The 14,547-nt window shown below is 56.6% G+C and carries 12 protein-coding genes; 1 reads left to right on the plus strand and 11 read right to left on the minus strand.

Going from position 1 to position 14,547, the window contains the following annotated elements; all coding sequences use genetic code 11:
- Positions 1-139 precede the first annotated feature (139 nt).
- From H2Z84_RS09190 to H2Z84_RS09225, 8 genes are all read right to left on the minus strand, one after another.
- Entirely contained in the window at positions 140-682 is a 543-nt protein-coding gene (locus H2Z84_RS09190) for a hypothetical protein (protein ID WP_181835725.1), read from the minus strand.
- A gap of 304 nt (positions 683-986) precedes the next feature.
- The gene (locus H2Z84_RS09195) at positions 987-1,565 is read right to left on the minus strand and encodes a hypothetical protein (protein ID WP_181835726.1); all 579 of its coding nucleotides are present in this window, start codon (positions 1,563-1,565) and stop codon (positions 987-989) included.
- Complete coding sequence (locus tag H2Z84_RS09200; protein WP_181835727.1) at positions 1,565-3,655, minus strand: peptidoglycan DD-metalloendopeptidase family protein; 2,091 nt, start codon at positions 3,653-3,655, stop codon at positions 1,565-1,567. The genes H2Z84_RS09195 and H2Z84_RS09200 overlap by 1 nt, the downstream gene beginning before the upstream one ends.
- 12 nt (positions 3,656-3,667) lie before the next feature.
- Entirely contained in the window at positions 3,668-6,295 is a 2,628-nt protein-coding gene (locus H2Z84_RS09205; RefSeq protein WP_181835728.1) for a type VI secretion system Vgr family protein, read from the minus strand.
- A gap of 191 nt (positions 6,296-6,486) precedes the next feature.
- The gene (gene pagP / locus H2Z84_RS09210) at positions 6,487-7,041 is read right to left on the minus strand and encodes a lipid IV(A) palmitoyltransferase PagP (RefSeq protein WP_181835729.1); all 555 of its coding nucleotides are present in this window, start codon (positions 7,039-7,041) and stop codon (positions 6,487-6,489) included.
- A gap of 114 nt (positions 7,042-7,155) precedes the next feature.
- Entirely contained in the window at positions 7,156-7,518 is a 363-nt protein-coding gene (locus H2Z84_RS09215; RefSeq protein ID WP_181835730.1) for a hypothetical protein, read from the minus strand.
- 183 nt (positions 7,519-7,701) lie between these two features.
- Entirely contained in the window at positions 7,702-8,631 is a 930-nt protein-coding gene (locus H2Z84_RS09220) for a CysB family HTH-type transcriptional regulator (protein ID WP_181835731.1), read from the minus strand.
- Positions 8,632-8,820: 189 nt separating this feature from the next.
- A complete protein-coding gene (locus H2Z84_RS09225) occupies positions 8,821-9,588 on the minus strand; it encodes a DeoR/GlpR family DNA-binding transcription regulator (RefSeq protein ID WP_181835732.1) in 768 nt (255 codons plus the stop codon).
- Positions 9,589-9,805: 217 nt separating this feature from the next.
- On the opposite strand from H2Z84_RS09225, the gene H2Z84_RS09230 reads away from it, so the two are divergent.
- The gene (locus H2Z84_RS09230; protein WP_181835733.1) at positions 9,806-11,083 is read left to right on the plus strand and encodes a haloacid dehalogenase-like hydrolase; all 1,278 of its coding nucleotides are present in this window, start codon (positions 9,806-9,808) and stop codon (positions 11,081-11,083) included.
- A gap of 22 nt (positions 11,084-11,105) precedes the next feature.
- Here the strand turns inward: H2Z84_RS09230 and H2Z84_RS09235 are convergent, their stop codons facing one another.
- The 3 genes from H2Z84_RS09235 to H2Z84_RS09245 form a co-directional block, all read right to left on the minus strand.
- The gene (locus H2Z84_RS09235) at positions 11,106-12,143 is read right to left on the minus strand and encodes a substrate-binding domain-containing protein (protein WP_181835734.1); all 1,038 of its coding nucleotides are present in this window, start codon (positions 12,141-12,143) and stop codon (positions 11,106-11,108) included.
- 213 nt (positions 12,144-12,356) lie between these two features.
- Positions 12,357-13,538, minus strand: coding sequence for an acetyl-CoA C-acyltransferase family protein (locus H2Z84_RS09240; RefSeq protein ID WP_181835735.1), 1,182 nt, complete (start codon positions 13,536-13,538; stop codon positions 12,357-12,359).
- A gap of 89 nt (positions 13,539-13,627) precedes the next feature.
- Positions 13,628-14,530 (minus strand): AraC family transcriptional regulator, encoded by a 903-nt coding sequence (locus H2Z84_RS09245; protein WP_181835736.1) that lies wholly within the window; start codon positions 14,528-14,530, stop codon positions 13,628-13,630.
- Positions 14,531-14,547 lie beyond the last annotated feature (17 nt).

The following is a 14,547-nucleotide window of genomic DNA, read 5'->3' on the forward strand; positions in this document are numbered from 1 at the left end:
TGCCAAATATCCGTTTACACAAAATTCAGTACACGCCCGCCAATGTATGTGCATGTCATGAGAATTTTTAAACTCGGCATATCCATTTGTGGGATGGTGTCTTGTGGCGAATACTTATCGAACGCTATTTTAAATCAGTTTACTGACAGCCAATGGTTGCCGAGTAGACAACTCTTCTAAACTCTTTGATTGATCTTTTTTTGTAGGCATCGACTACTTTATTTTCCTCTTCAAATGAGACAGATCCTGCATTAATTTCTATATCTGATGTTTTTCCTATTATTCTTGCAATATAGCAAAGTCCAGTCCCCGATGTGCCATTTTTGTAAGTTATGCCGCATGCGTCTGTTGTCTCATAGATGGAAAAGCCATTTTCCATGGCTAGTGAGGCAGGCCCAGAGGTTCCTGCTACACCGCCTAAATACCAGACCCCTTTCTCTCCAAGCCCTTCCTGGACGTCTGATTCTGATATGGGCCTTATGGCTGGATTGTTAGGGTCGGTATTGCTAATTATAAGGCGCTGTGTAGTAAGGCTGTTTTTTCTTATTAACTGGTTGTTCTTTTTAGCCCATTTTTTATCCGTATATGTGAATTGCACATTGCCAATGCATATTGCCCCCTTGGCGAAGGAAAGTCCAGGGAGAAGAATTAATAATGTAATAAATTTATTTACTTGTTGCATTCAGAAGCTCCCTTGAGATTCGAGTGGTTTGCTTAATTCTATCGTCAAGGTCCATGCTGCCGCCATTTAGGGAAAAGAGACGGAGGTAATAGTCTGCGCTGATATGTCATTTTCTTTTATTATTTTATTTATTGATTTATATCCTGCTTGAGATGTCCGTGGTTGTGCGCGTAAATCATGAGTTGCTCTATATTGGAAAGACGTCATTCCTGATGCCAGTCGCATCTTTAGTATTTCATAACGACCCTGCAGGCTTTATGCTTGGACTGCTGAGGTCCTTTTATAAGATCTATTGGAGTAATGGCTACTTACTTTGCTCGAATATTTTAATTTTATATTCTTTTAAAAATCTCGAAATAAATGAAAATCTTTCTTTGGCGAGTTTCTGCCAGCACATGCTATCTGGCCTGCACTTTGAGGCGCGACCTAAGTAGGAATTGTAAACAAACTTCTTATTTTCATTTTGACCCGTTATAGTTAGACACTGTCCCCCCATGGAAACCTCTCCCCCTGCATTACTTATTTGGCACAGATTGAATGCCGTGTAAATATTATTCCCATCCAATTTTGTGGTATTTACTTCAGAGTAAAGTGAGCTGTTAAAGTAATCAGCTCTGCCGATTAGAGTCCAGTCATCTTTTGCACACTTTTCAGCAGATACGCAGATTTGCATGGAATCTGTTTCATAACCATCACGGCTTCTTGCTAAAAATAAGTCAATATAAATCGCCCCGTCATCTTTGCTAAATTTTATATTGCGATACAAATTACTACTTGTTTTGCTTACTTGCTGCTTGTTTTTTAATGTAATGGACTCTGCCAGTGATGTGGAGTTGACATAAAAAAGGGCAAGGAAAATTACAAATAATGATTTTTTATTCATTAAACTAAGTCCGTTAGTATTTTTGCAATTCTGATGGTATGGTATTGTCTATTCTCCAATCCATTAGTTCCACCATTAATTTCTACACAAACCGTCCTTGCAATCGAACTAAGATCACCTTGGAATTCGTCAATAATTTTATTAATTGTACTGCTCTTCCTTGGCTCACCTCTTCTTGGTCCTGACTCCCAATACCATGCCCCTGCATCTATTGTTGCATAATTGTCATTGATTAAGAAGTCAGGGTTGTTGATTTCGGGTTTTCTAGCATTTTTTTTAGACCACCACGCAGGGTCAAATGAATTCCTTGTTATCTTTCCTCGATAAACCCAATAACCAGCATAGTTGGATTTTCCTGTAAGCTGCTTAATTCCCCTGCCCCTGTATTTATAACCATCGCCAGGAAGATCATTGCCAAGTTTGCCACCATACAGATCGTTGCATGATTTTTCAGATCGTGACTCACTCATCCATGTAAGCGTACGGGATTCTTCCGCTGCTTGCGCAAAAAAATTAGTCATTCGCAAGCCAGTTTTATTAATTAGATGCTTTCTGATTGCGATGCAAATCTGTTTCCTATACTTTTCTCGAATGGAGTCGTTCAATCCATTTTTAGCAGTCTGAATTTTTCCTTTATCCATCTTCTGGATGTCATCAGGATAGATTCTTTTTAATTCACTCTTATCTATCCAGTTGCATTGTCTGAAGTGCTCAATAAACACCATGGGGTGAAAATGCCAGTGAGCACTAGGAATCTCCAACCCAGCCTCTTCCCAAAACGATAAAGATTCAATATGCCCCTTGAATTCAGCATATTTCTTCTCATCCATTGGATCGTCCAATACGTCACTTTTACTTTTTAGCCAAGCATATTGCGTATCGATTTGGGATTTTTGCCACTCGGTTGGAAATTTACAAATCGCTCGCGAAAGTCGTGACTGAACTTTGATATCGCTCAGTGCGGCTGCTAGTACGTCTTTATCCAACTTCTTCCCGCTATTTCCAGTAAGCCATTTCTCAAGTGTTGGGGAGTTACATTGGCTATCCGGTGTAGGATCATCGTCAACCAACGTACACCCTAGCCAATGAGGAAAATCAGCATCGCTGAATTTCTTGATGCCTACTGCATTCAGATTTACCCAGCCTTGGCCGCCTGGGTAATTGACTTTGTGCCAATGCGGGACTGAGCCAGCAGGGATAGGGGTTTCATTTTCGGTATTAATGACCCGACCAAATCGAAGCAGTTCGTAAGCAGCGCTCGGGGCAATATGAAAAGCATCTCCCAGAGTGGTCGCTTTGCTGTAAAGACTGTACTCATACTTGTCGTCGCTATCTGCTAGTGCTGAGCCGACCTCAACGAATACACCCTCTTGTTGAGTATCTTCTTGCCGAGTTGTTAGCAGGCATTTACCGCGTTCAAAACGCATCGTCACAAACAGAGGAACCGTGGAGGTATGAACGGCTGTGCCACTTCCTGCGGGAGCTTGCGCTGATGCAATAGAAGCAAAAAATGGTGTGCCTGGCGGTAGATGGAAATGCATATCACCATAGACGATCTTGTCCCGCCCATCCTTGCTGATATCGAGCTTGCCTGAGCTTCTACCGACGATTTTTTTCAGATTGGCATCGTCACAGATTATTTCCAGATGCATCGCATTGTTACCGTTGCAGCTACCTACGCTGCCCAAGCTATCCTTGCGATTGACTGGCTGCTTCTTTTTGACAAAAACCTGTTTGAGATGCATATAAATCGAGTAGTACTCGATCTGCCCATCCGGACCTTCACCAATTTCAGTGCTGTGCTTGATGACTACACAGCCGTTGTCAGTTGTTCCCTGATAGGCCAAAGGTTTTTTGTCTGCATTAGGAGATGGGTCGCGCTTATATATCACCATACCGTCGGCGATTGCACGCACCGGCTCCCCCTGTGCTCCGGTATCGGTATACTCGATATGCTGTCCACCGTGCCAAGCCATACGACTGGCAATTGGAAAACTTCCACGAGTGGTAAAGGGCATCAAAGCAGCTAGCCACTGTTCATCACTGGCATTACCCTGAGGTGTTTTGAGAATAGGTGGACTGATAATCATGTTATTACCCGCTTATTCTGAGAAAGGATGGGTATTGGGTGGGGTGTATTTGTCTTTTGGCAGGTTGGGTAGTGGGACATTCATGCTATCCGGCCCGCTCAAGTCATGGCTTGCCCCTTTTACCGTTACCGTACCCGGGCAATGCACCTCGATATTGCCGCCAGCAATGCGGATATAGCCGCCACCTGCCGTCAGTAATATTTCCTGCTTGGCATTGACCACAATCTTCTCCTTGCAGGAGGTGATGGTCACATCTTTGTCTGCGGTGATCTCCATCGCATCGCTCTGCGCTTGCACCTGCACCTTGCCCTTCGCCGCAATCAGTTTCAGCGCGATCTGGTCTTTTACTCCCGCCACAAACAGGCTGATGTGCTGGCCGACGTTGTGCAGCCAGCGGCGGCCTGTGGTGTGGTTAGCGTCGCGCTGGGCGATGAGGTTGAGGTTGCTGCCGGCAGAGAGGGTCTGGCTTTGTTCGGTGAGGCTGGCGATACCGGCCGGGGCGGACAGGATGAGTAGCGGCTGCTGGCCGGCCTGGTCTTTGGCTGTCTTGCCGTCCTTGTCGGTATTGCTGCCGGCTTCCCAGGCTTTCACGGCGGCGGCGTGGTGTTGCAGGTGGTCGCTGTCTTTCTTGCCGTCTTTGCTGTTGTCCGGCTTGATGCCATCCGGCCCGGTTTCCATGGTGTCGGCCAGTTGTCCGCTGGCCACTTCCGCCAGGCTCTGGCTGAGGCTGAGGGCAGCATCGAGCTGGCTTTGCGCATGCTCGCGTGCCAGTTGTTTGCCACCAGCGCCGTTTTGCGCTTCGGTACTGATCAGCAGGCCGTGGCCGGCGCGGATGGCGCCGTGCTGGTCGGTGCGCAGTTCGAACCCGTCGCCGCGTGCTTGAGCTTTGCCATTGCTGCGCGGGTGGGTGAGGTAGCCCTGGTTGAGCTGGGTCTTGCCGGGTTCGCTACTGAGCTTGGCCCGTACTTCGCCGGGGGTGTCGTCGAACAGCAGTTCGTTGTATTGGCCGCCCTGGTGCTCTTTGGATTTGATACCGGACAGGGTCTTGTTGGCCGGTAGTGCGCCCGCGCCGCTGAAAGCCGGAGTGGCGTGGCTGCCGTTATAGAGCACACCGACGATGACCGGGCGGTCGATATCGCCTTCGATGAAGTCGACCAGCACTTCCTGGCCGATGCGCGGGATGAACTGGTGGCCCCAGCCCGCGCCAGCGCTGGGCATGGCCACACGCAGCCAGCAGGAGGATTTATCGTCCAGATTGGCACCGATGCTGGGGTGTTCGTCCGGCCGTTGCCAGTGGAACTGCACCTTGATGCGGCCCAGTTCGTCGGTGTGGACTTCCTCGCCGGCCGGGCCAACTACAGTGGCGGTCTGTACACCTTTAGATGTCGGCTTGGCCTGCGTGCTGTGGGCATAAGCCGGCGTCAGCGGAATACCACGACGCTGGGCGGTGATCTGGGTCTGGAAGGGGCTGCTGTTCTGGCTATCAGTTGTTGTGGAGTCAGCACCGTTTGCCAATAAATTACGCAGGCTGCTGGCCAGATCGCCCGGCAGATTGTTGTTGGCACGGAAGGTTTGGCCGGTGACGACAAATTCACGCTGTTCGCTGCTGTCGCCTTCGTGTGCCGGGTGTTCATCCAGCCGGAACCATTGGCCAGCGAGCAGGCTGCGCACACTGCCGCTACCAGAGAACTGCTTGGCCTGCACATCGTGCGCCTGCTGACGCAGCTGGGCGTACTGGCTCAGCTGCTCGGCATCGCTGGCGTAGTACAGCGACTGCGGGTCGTAATCCTGCAGGGTGGATTGCAAAGCATCGCCACTGCGGCCTTGCTGGATGCGGGTCTGGTCGCCGGTGTGCTGGGTGGACACCGGCTGGTAATCAAAGCTGGCCAGCGCCACAGTACCGGACACTACCTGCCGCGCGGCCGACCAATCGGTGAGGCCGTCCTCTTCCTCGGTGGCATCGCTACGGTGAAAGCGCACCCGTTCGCTGGCGGCCGGCGGCAGGCTGAAGGCATCGTCGAACACCACCAGCTTGACCTGCGGATGTTCGCCATCGATATGTTCAAATCTCCATGCATAACCCTCTTCGTGCAGCAGGTGCACGATGAAATCGAAATCGCTCTCGCGATACTGCAGACAGTAACTGCGCGGGCTGGCCGTGGCGGTGTGGAATTCCAGCGTCTGCACCTGGGCGAACACCGGATTATTGGCCTGATGCTCGGCCAGGATCTGCTTGACGATGTCGGGGACGGACAGGTCCTGAAACACCCGCGAAGTGCGGCGCAGCCGCAGCAGGGCAAACGGCGGCTCGATGGTCAGGCCGTACTTGGCAAAGCCGCCATCAGAACCCAACAGCTCGGCGCGCGACACCACGCCACAGCGCACTACCTCGTTGCCATCGGCATCCAGCACGCCAAGGCGGGCGGCGACGCCCAGCAGCGATTTGAGTTCGATATTGCCATCCGGCGACAGACAGCTCAGCTGATAGCGATAGGCTTCCGACACGCCCTCGCTGCCGTCCAGGGTGTGGGGCAGCAGCTGCTCGGTGGCGATCTGCCCGCCATCCAGCTGCAGGGTAAGCAGGCGCTGGTGCTGGGAAAAGGCGGCGGCGAAGCTGGCGAGCAGAGCGGAAAAGTCCATGGCGCTTCATCACGTGGCTGGGCGTGATGCCGATAAACTATTGAAAGCTAAAGAGACTATGCTTTTAACATGGTTTGGGCAAGGCAAGGTGGCGTGAATGCCTCGTTCTACTGGGCTTTTGAATTGCTTGTGATGTTCGCAGCGGAGTGCTGCCTGTCATGGGCAGGCAGCCAGTGCGGAGTATTGCTTGCTCAGAAGTTGTAATGCGCGAAGGTAAACAGCACATTGCCATTGCCCTTGCCGCCGGGGATGTAGGTACTGTTGATGGTGAACTTGCCATAGCTGATGCCAACCAGAGGCAGTACGCCGGGGAAGGGGAAGGAGTGCAGGGTATCGGTGCGCGAGGTGATGAAGGCGGTATAGCCGATTTCGGCACGCCATTCTCCGGCACGGGCAAAGGGGTGGGTATAGGCGTAGCCGACGATGGGCTCTACTTTTTTGTGTGAGTCCAGAAAGGCCATGGCATACAGCGCATGCCAGTTGTCCTTGTCGTCGCGCAGGCTGCGACCCAAACCAAAGCCCCAGGGGTTTTCGTTGAACTCGGCAATTTTCTCCTGGGTATAGGCCCAGCGCATGTGGTAGGTGTTCAGCGGCAGGTAGGCATCCAGCGTGCCGTTATCCCAGATATGCTGTACTTCGTTGCGGGCGCTGTCCCACAGCGAGTCGGCGTGCGCCTGGGTGGGCAGGCTACAGGACAGCACGCTGCCAAGGGCAAGTGCGGTGGTCAGGCGGATGTGTGAAAGCATGTGATTCGGCTAGCAGCAAGCCGCACTGGGCGACATTGCGATTTCAGGAGTTGGGAGGGTGTGGATGTTACCTGTCCGATAGTACAGGTCAAGTCAGGACGGCAGACTCGTTGATCACATGAGAAGTTCCCGTGCGGCCCGGTCAGCTGCGCGCATATCGCCAGTTAGCCGCTGCAGGCCGGCGGCGGCGCTGGGTGAATGGGCATGCAAGCGCTGGGCTGCGGCTTCCAGCAGGTTCAGCGCCTTCTGCCATTGGCCAAACTCCAGATACAGGCAAGCGCGTTCGTAAAGATTCATGCTGTCTTCGTTGCGGGATGACAGCATGTTTGCCGGATTGCCTTGCCATGCGTCCAGCCGCTGGCGGCACTGGGCCTGCAGTACGGGCAGAAACTGTGCACACAGGCGGCTTTCGCTGGCGCGGTCCAGTTCGGCTGGAGCCTGACGACGGGATAGCAGGCGGACAATCAACTGGCGCATGAAACAGGAACTCCTTGCCGGTACTGCCACCGGGTATCCGGCAGCTCTGGGCGGCAGAATACTCCGGCGGGCTGTCAACTTGCGGCAAGAAACATCAATTCCTGTAATGGCCTGCGGCAGCGCACGTTGCGTGGCTGGGCAAGCCTGGCGGGCCGGTGCCGTCGTGGAGAGGGGTGACCGGCCCTAGTCCTGCATGGCCGGGCTGAGTGCACTGCGCACCGTGCTTTCATCCAGTGCGGCCGAGCACAACTCGATAAAGCGGTAGGCATAGCTGCGCAGGTAGTGGCCACGGCGGATGGCGATGCGGGTGGTCTGCTGGCCGAACAGCGGTTCGCCGGCCACCACTTTGACTGCCTGGTCGCGCAGCGGGTCCACCGCCATCGAAGCGACGATGCCCACCGCCAGCTCCAGCTCGACATAGGTCTTGATCACGTCGGCATCCAGTGCCGACATCACGATGTCCGGTACCAGCCCGGCGCGGGCAAAGGCACGGTCGATCTGGGCGCGGCCGGTAAAGCCCTGGTGGTAGGTGACGATGGGGTATTCGGCCAGCGTGTCCAGCGACAGCGTCTGCTGGTGCAAGGGGTGGTGGGGTGGGGCAATCACGCTGTGATACCAGCCGTAGTAGGGAAAGGACACCAGTTCCGGCACTTCGGCCACGGCCTCGGTGGCGATGCCGATGTCGGCGTCACCCGATTGCAGCAGGCGTACCAGCTCTTCCGGGCTGGCCTGATGCAGCACCAGGTGCACCTTGGGGAAGGCCTTCTTGAAGGCGGTGACCACTTGCGGCAGCGCATAGCGTGCCTGGGTATGGGTGGTGGCGATGGTGAGCTGGCCTTCGTCGCGCTGGCTGAATTGTTCTGCCAAGCGCTTGATGTTGCCGGCGTCCAGCAGCATGCGTTCGACGATGATGAGCAATTCCTTGCCCGGATCGGTCAGGCCGAGAAAACGTTTGCCCTTGCGCACGAACAGCTCCACGCCCAGTTCGTCTTCCAGGTCCTTGATGTGTTTGCTGACCCCGGATTGCGAGGTGTACAGCGCATTGGCCACTTCGGTCAGGTTGAAATTCTGCCGCACGGTTTCACGGATGATGCGCAGTTGCTGGAAGTTCATGCCACGGCCTCCTTGCGAGACAGCGACAGAGTGGTGTGCGGCGGCGTGCTCGCTGAACGGAGGAAGAAACTGGCCATGATGCTATCCTGATTTATATAACTTAAAACAGGATATTTCTGTTTTTAATATAACAAAAATAATGTTTTCTTGTTTGCATATGCCATCTTGATCTCAGCGGGGCCGGCGCGATCACACCAACCAGACTTCTCCGGTCAGTGCCGCCAGTTCCAGGCAGGCCGGCATGCCGGCTGCCTTGCGGTTGCTGATCAGCAAGTCGATATCGCTGGCCGCGCAGGTGCTGATGCGGCTGCTGATGCCCAGCTTGCTGAAGTCGGCCAGCATGTATACCTGATCGGCCTGGGCGCACATGGCGCGGGCTACTTCTGCTTCGCGCGGGTCGTAATTGCTGGCCCCCATGGCCGCACTGATGCCGACTGGCGACAGCAGAGCGATGTCGGCGTGGTAGCGACCGATTTCCGCTACTGTGCTGCCCCCCACCGTGGCCGGGGCGCGTTCGCCTAGTTCACCGCCCAGCATGATGACCTGATGGCCGCCACCCAGAGCTGGCTGGCGCAGGGCCAGTGCCACGTCGAAGGCATTGGTGATGATGGTCAGGCCGCTGAGTGTGGACAGTTCGCGTGCGAGCAGGGCGGTGGTGGTACCGGCGTCGATGAACAGTGTCTGCCCCTGGCGCAGCCGGCTGCAGGCGGCGCGGGCAATGGCCTGCTTGTCCGGCACTTGCTGCTGGGCGCGCTCGGCAATCGGCGCTTCCTCGCCGCCGCGGGCAATCACGCCGCCGTGGGTGCGGCGCAGCTCGCCCATGGCTTCCAGTGCCGCCACATCACGCCGCACCGTTTCCCGCGATACCTGCAATGCACTGACCAGTTGCTCGGTGCTCAGGCGTTGTTGCGCGGACAGCAAGGCGCGTATGCGCTGGTAACGCTCCTGTTGCCACATGGGCTTCTCCTGCGGGCAGACGGTGGAAGAAAGGCAGTGCACATTGCGAGAGAGTGCGGGGCACTGTCAAGTCGTTTGCCGTGCTGGCAGGCGGCGTCGCATTTGGGCATTTTGTGTACTTTTGTGGCAAAGTTGTAATATTGGGTGTTTATTATGCTGGTCATGCTGACGGGCAGACTGCCTGCCCGTCTACCTCTATACCACCCCGGGAGAGACCATGCAGCGTCGCCAGTTCATCCACGCCCTTGCCGCCGTATCCGCCAGCAGCCCCCTGTTGCTGGCTTCTGCCACCGCCCGTGCCGCCAGCGGCAAAGTCACCGTGCCGCTGGATGCTGCGCGCTGGTCGCCGCGCAATGCACAACGGCTGCAATTGCTGCTGAGTCAGCATGGCAGCGCCAGCGCAGCTTACCGTGCCGATCGCAAGCCGTATGCGGTGTTCGATTGGGACAACACCTGCATCATGAACGATTGCGAAGAAGCGCTGCTGATGTACCAGATCAACCATCTGCAATACAAGCTGACGCCGGATGAGTTCGCCCGGGTGTTGTGGCGCGATGTGCCGGATGAAACTTTCATGGCCGATTACAAAACGGTAGATGGCAAGCCGGTGCGTATGGCGGATATTGCGGCGGATGTCGAGTCCGATTACCGCTGGCTGCATGCCAATTACCAAGGGCTGGCCGGTAGTCGCAGCCTGGAGGAGATCCAGGCCAGCGACCAGTTCAAGGATTTTCGTGCCAAGCTTTACTTCATGTATGACGCCATCTGTGACAGCTTCCCGCTGGAAATCGGCTACAAGTGGATCATCTACTTCTACAAAAACATGAGCCCGGTGGAATTACAGGCCATGGCCTTGGCTTCCAACAAGGCGGCACTGGGCGATGGCCTGCGCAAGGTGCGCTACGAAAGCCCGCGCAGCCTGCCGGGCAAGGCCGGCGTGGTGGCGGATACCCATTTTCACGGCATTCGCGTGCACGAGGAAATCCGTGGCCTGATGCATACCTTGCGTGCCAACGGGATTGATGTGTATGTCAGCACCGCGTCTATTGACGATGTGGTACGGGTGTTTGCCGGGCATGAAGATTTTGGCTACGGGGTGCCGGCGGAAAACGTCATCGGCCTGCGGCTGGACATGGCCGATGGCAAATATACCGACCGCTATCTGCCGGGCTGGCATTTCAACTGGGGCCCGGGCAAGACCGTGGGCATTCGCCAGCAGCTGCAGGCGAAAAAGGGCTATGGCCCCATCCTGGTGGCAGGCGACAGTGATGGCGATGCCTGGATGTTGCGCGATTTTGCCGATACCTCGGTGGGACTAATTGTGAACCGCATGAAGAAAGGCGAGATTGGTGCCGATAGCAAACTGGCGGCCGAGCAGCTGGGACAGGCTCAGGCTCGTTTCATTCTGCAGGGACGGGACGAAGGCACCGGCCTGATGCTGCCGGATGAAAAGTCGCTGAAATACGGCAAGAGCGAGCGCAAGCTGCTGGCCTGAGCCGCCGCTGCCTGCTGCCCATTCAGCGGCGAAGCCAGATGGCGCGGTAAGCTTGCTGATAGGGCAGGGCTGCGTCGATATCCTGATTACCCAGCTGTTGCAGCAAGTCGCGGGTGACCAGGATGGGCTTGCTGACATAAGCACTGGGCTTGGCTCCGGCAAAGGCCCGGTTCATTTCATCGGCCAGTTGCCAGCCCTGTGCACCCAGCGGTTCGGCCACGGTGGCCAGTTGCTGTGACAAGCCGGCGCGGATGCGGTGAATGGCTTTGCTGGAGCCATCGCCGGCCGACACATTGCGGATGTCTGCCCGCCCAGCATGCAGCAAGGGGTAGTTCATCTCATCAAAATAAACATCGTTGATGGCCAGGGTGTGGGTCCAGCGTCGTCCGTGACGCTGGTTCAGCTCCTTCACCACGGCATCCATGCGCTGGTCGGCATGATTGAGTGGCAGGTTTTGTACCTCCAGCATCTGGCAGCCGCTACAGTGCTGGATCAGCTGTTGCATGAAGCGGGTTTTGGCATTGGCAATGTCAAAACGCGCGTCATTGAAAATCACCACCCCCGCCTTGCCGTGGCTGTCCTGGATCACATGCTCGGCAGCGCGGCGCGCCACGGCCAGCGGGTCGCTGCTGACATTGAAAAACAGCCCCGGCACTACGCCGGGTTGGGCGGCGGCATGCCAGCCTACCAGTACGATGCGTGCACGCTGTGCTGAGGCGATTTCGGCTGCCAGATCGCTGGCCTGAAAACCACCCAGAATGATGCCATCGCTGTGCGAGGCCATGGCTTCGGCAAAACCCTTGCGCAGCAAAGCGCTGCTGCCCTGCGCATCCACCACCTTTATTTGCCAGCCCAGCAAGCCGGCCGCACTGGCAAAACCGCGATAACTGCCGGCGATGCCACCATTGCGCAAATCCTGTGCGATGAAAGTCACCTTGTGCACGCCACCCTGGCGGCCAGGGCCGTCACGCGGGCCATCCCAGCTTAGTGCCTGAGGCGGCGCTGCTTGCGCCAGTCCCAGTGCAAACAGCAATAGTAAGCCCGGTATTTTCATCGCCATGGCAACTTTCCGGCTGCAGGGCCAGTGTGTCGGTCGGAATCGGGAAGCAGGGCAGCCGTGGCTACCCGATCAGTTGATGCTGATCTGCTGTCATTTTATACAGTAATCCAGCATTGAAAGCCTTTATGTTGATTGCATTTGCGTCAGCGCAGGAAGCTGCAATGCAAAACCGCCCGGCAAGCGGGCGGTGTGCAGGCGGCGAAAGGGGAGGATTTACAGTCGTTCGAAAATGACTGCAATACCCTGGCCACCGCCGATGCACATGGTGGCGAGGGCATAGCGGCCCTTGATGCGCTGCAGCTCGTACAGGGCCTTGGTGGCGATCACGCCGCCGCTGGCACCCACCGGATGGCCCAGTGCGATGGCTCCGCCATTGGGGTTGGTCTTGTCGGCGTGCAGGCCCAGCGCCTTGCTCACTGCCAGCGACTGTGCGGCAAAGGCTTCGTTCGATTCGATCACGTCGATCTGGTCCAGGCTCAGCCCGGCACGCTGCAGTGCTGCCTGGGTGGCCGGAATCGGGCCTTCACCCATGATGTGGTTGGGTACGCCACACACGGCATAGGACACGATGCGGGCCAGCGGCTGGTGGCCGGCGGCTGCGGCGGCATCTGCGGCAGCCAGTACCAGGAAGGCGGCACCGTCATTGATGCCTGAGGCATTGCCGGCGGTGACCGAGCCGTCTTTCTTGAAGGCCGGTTTCATCTTGGCCAGTGCGTCCAGCGTGGTGGCGCGCGGATGTTCATCGGTATCGAATACCACTTCGCCTTTGCGGGTCTGGGTGACGATGGGGACGATCTGAGACGCGAAACGGCCATCCGCGATGGCGGCAGCGGCACGCTGCTGCGAGGTCAGCGCGAAGGCATCCTGTTCTTCGCGGGTCAGCTGCCATTTGTCGACCAGGTTTTCTGCGGTGATGCCCATGTGGCCGACGCCGAAGGGGTCGGTCAGTGCGGCGGTCATCATGTCGATTGCCGTGGCATTGCCCATGCGCGCACCGCTGCGCAGTTGCGGCAGCAGATAACCGGCGCGCGACATGACTTCGACCCCGCCGCCAATGGCGTAATCACAGTCGCCCAGCATGATGGCCTGGGCGCTGGACACCACGGCTTGCAGGCCAGAACCACACAGGCGGTTTACCGCCATGGCAACCGATTCCATCGGCAGGCCGGCTGCAATCGAGGCCAGGCGGGCTACGTAGGCGTAACGCGCTTCGGTGGGAATGCAGTTGCCCACGGTAACGTGGTGGATGCGCTCGGCCGCCACGCCGGAGCGGGCAATGGCTTCCTTCATGACCAGACCACCCAGTTCGGCCGGCTCCAGGTGGCTGAGCGCACCGCCAAAGGTACCAATGGCAGAGCGCACCGCACTCAGTACCACGATTTCGCGTTGTTTCATCTTCTGTTTCTCCCGTTTTGTGCTGCTTGTGCAGTGCATCAAATGTGCCTGCCAACGATACCAGCGTCCCCCGGGCTTTGCCAGCCGTCCTAGCTACCCGCAGCCGTGGCCAGGCGCTGGATTGCCTCGCGTGGCGGCAGCCCGAACAGGCGCTTGAATTCGCGGCTGAACTGCGATGGGCTGGCATAACCCACGGCATAAGCCGCCTGGCTGATGTTGTGACCATCTTGCAGCAATAAATGGCGTGCCTGATGCAGGCGGGTGTTTTTCAGGTACTGGATGGGCGCATAGCCAGTGACGGCCTTGAAGCTTTCATGAAAAGCACTGCTGCTCATGCCGGCCAGTTCGGCCAGCAGGGCCACGCTGAGCGGCAAGGCGTAATGGCGGTGAATGTGCTCGATGCTGCGTTGGATCTGGCGCAGCCGTCCATGACGGGCAAACAGCGCCCGTAGGGTTTGTCCGGCATCTGCCAGCAGGATGCGGTAGAGGATTTCCCGCACGATGTCCGGCCCCAGAACCCGGCTTTCCTGCTCCTGCTGCAGGCTGTGCAGCAAACGCAGCGCCGCCTCCTGTAGTTCTGCAGTCATGGCGCAAAGCAGCATACCTTGTGGCTTGCCGCTGGTTCTGGGCTGGGGTGGGTCGTCCATCAGCCGCAGTAGCTGATCTAGCAGGCTGGGATCGATGCGTATCACCAGTGCCAGCAGGTGCTCGCCTTGCCGCAGGCTGGTATCGCATTCGAACTGCATGGGGGTGGCCACCACCAGGCAATGCGCGGGGTCGACACTGAGCACCTGTTCGCCCAGATAGCCACGCTGGCAGCCCTGGCCCACGATGACCACGCTGGCCTCATGCAATACCGGGGTAGGGGGGCTGTCGCTGTCCTGGCGTAGCAGGCTGACACCGTCCAGCCGGCTGGGGTGCCAGCCTGGCTGCGCTGCCAGTTGCAAAATACGGCTGGCCAGATCGATTGCCTTGTTCGCAGTCATCATCATTCCCCTTCTCTCACGGC

The organism is Aquitalea aquatica, assembly GCF_013911085.1.
Lineage (GTDB): Bacteria > Pseudomonadota > Gammaproteobacteria > Burkholderiales > Chromobacteriaceae > Aquitalea > Aquitalea aquatica.

Bases quoted from the DNA above. Each gene is read 5' to 3' on its own strand.
- H2Z84_RS09190 (WP_181835725.1), bottom strand. From the start codon at position 682: ATGCAACAAGTAAATAAATTTATTACATTATTAATTCTTCTCCCTGGA.
- H2Z84_RS09195 (WP_181835726.1), bottom strand. From the start codon at position 1,565: ATGAATAAAAAATCATTATTTGTAATTTTCCTTGCCCTTTTTTATGTC.
- H2Z84_RS09200 (WP_181835727.1), bottom strand. From the start codon at position 3,655: ATGATTATCAGTCCACCTATTCTCAAAACACCTCAGGGTAATGCCAGT.
- H2Z84_RS09205 (WP_181835728.1), bottom strand. From the start codon at position 6,295: ATGGACTTTTCCGCTCTGCTCGCCAGCTTCGCCGCCGCCTTTTCCCAG.
- pagP (WP_181835729.1), bottom strand. From the start codon at position 7,041: ATGCTTTCACACATCCGCCTGACCACCGCACTTGCCCTTGGCAGCGTG.
- H2Z84_RS09215 (WP_181835730.1), bottom strand. From the start codon at position 7,518: ATGCGCCAGTTGATTGTCCGCCTGCTATCCCGTCGTCAGGCTCCAGCC.
- H2Z84_RS09220 (WP_181835731.1), bottom strand. From the start codon at position 8,631: ATGAACTTCCAGCAACTGCGCATCATCCGTGAAACCGTGCGGCAGAAT.
- H2Z84_RS09225 (WP_181835732.1), bottom strand. From the start codon at position 9,588: ATGTGGCAACAGGAGCGTTACCAGCGCATACGCGCCTTGCTGTCCGCG.
- H2Z84_RS09230 (WP_181835733.1), top strand. From the start codon at position 9,806: ATGCAGCGTCGCCAGTTCATCCACGCCCTTGCCGCCGTATCCGCCAGC.
- H2Z84_RS09235 (WP_181835734.1), bottom strand. From the start codon at position 12,143: ATGGCGATGAAAATACCGGGCTTACTATTGCTGTTTGCACTGGGACTG.
- H2Z84_RS09240 (WP_181835735.1), bottom strand. From the start codon at position 13,538: ATGAAACAACGCGAAATCGTGGTACTGAGTGCGGTGCGCTCTGCCATT.
- H2Z84_RS09245 (WP_181835736.1), bottom strand. From the start codon at position 14,530: ATGATGATGACTGCGAACAAGGCAATCGATCTGGCCAGCCGTATTTTG.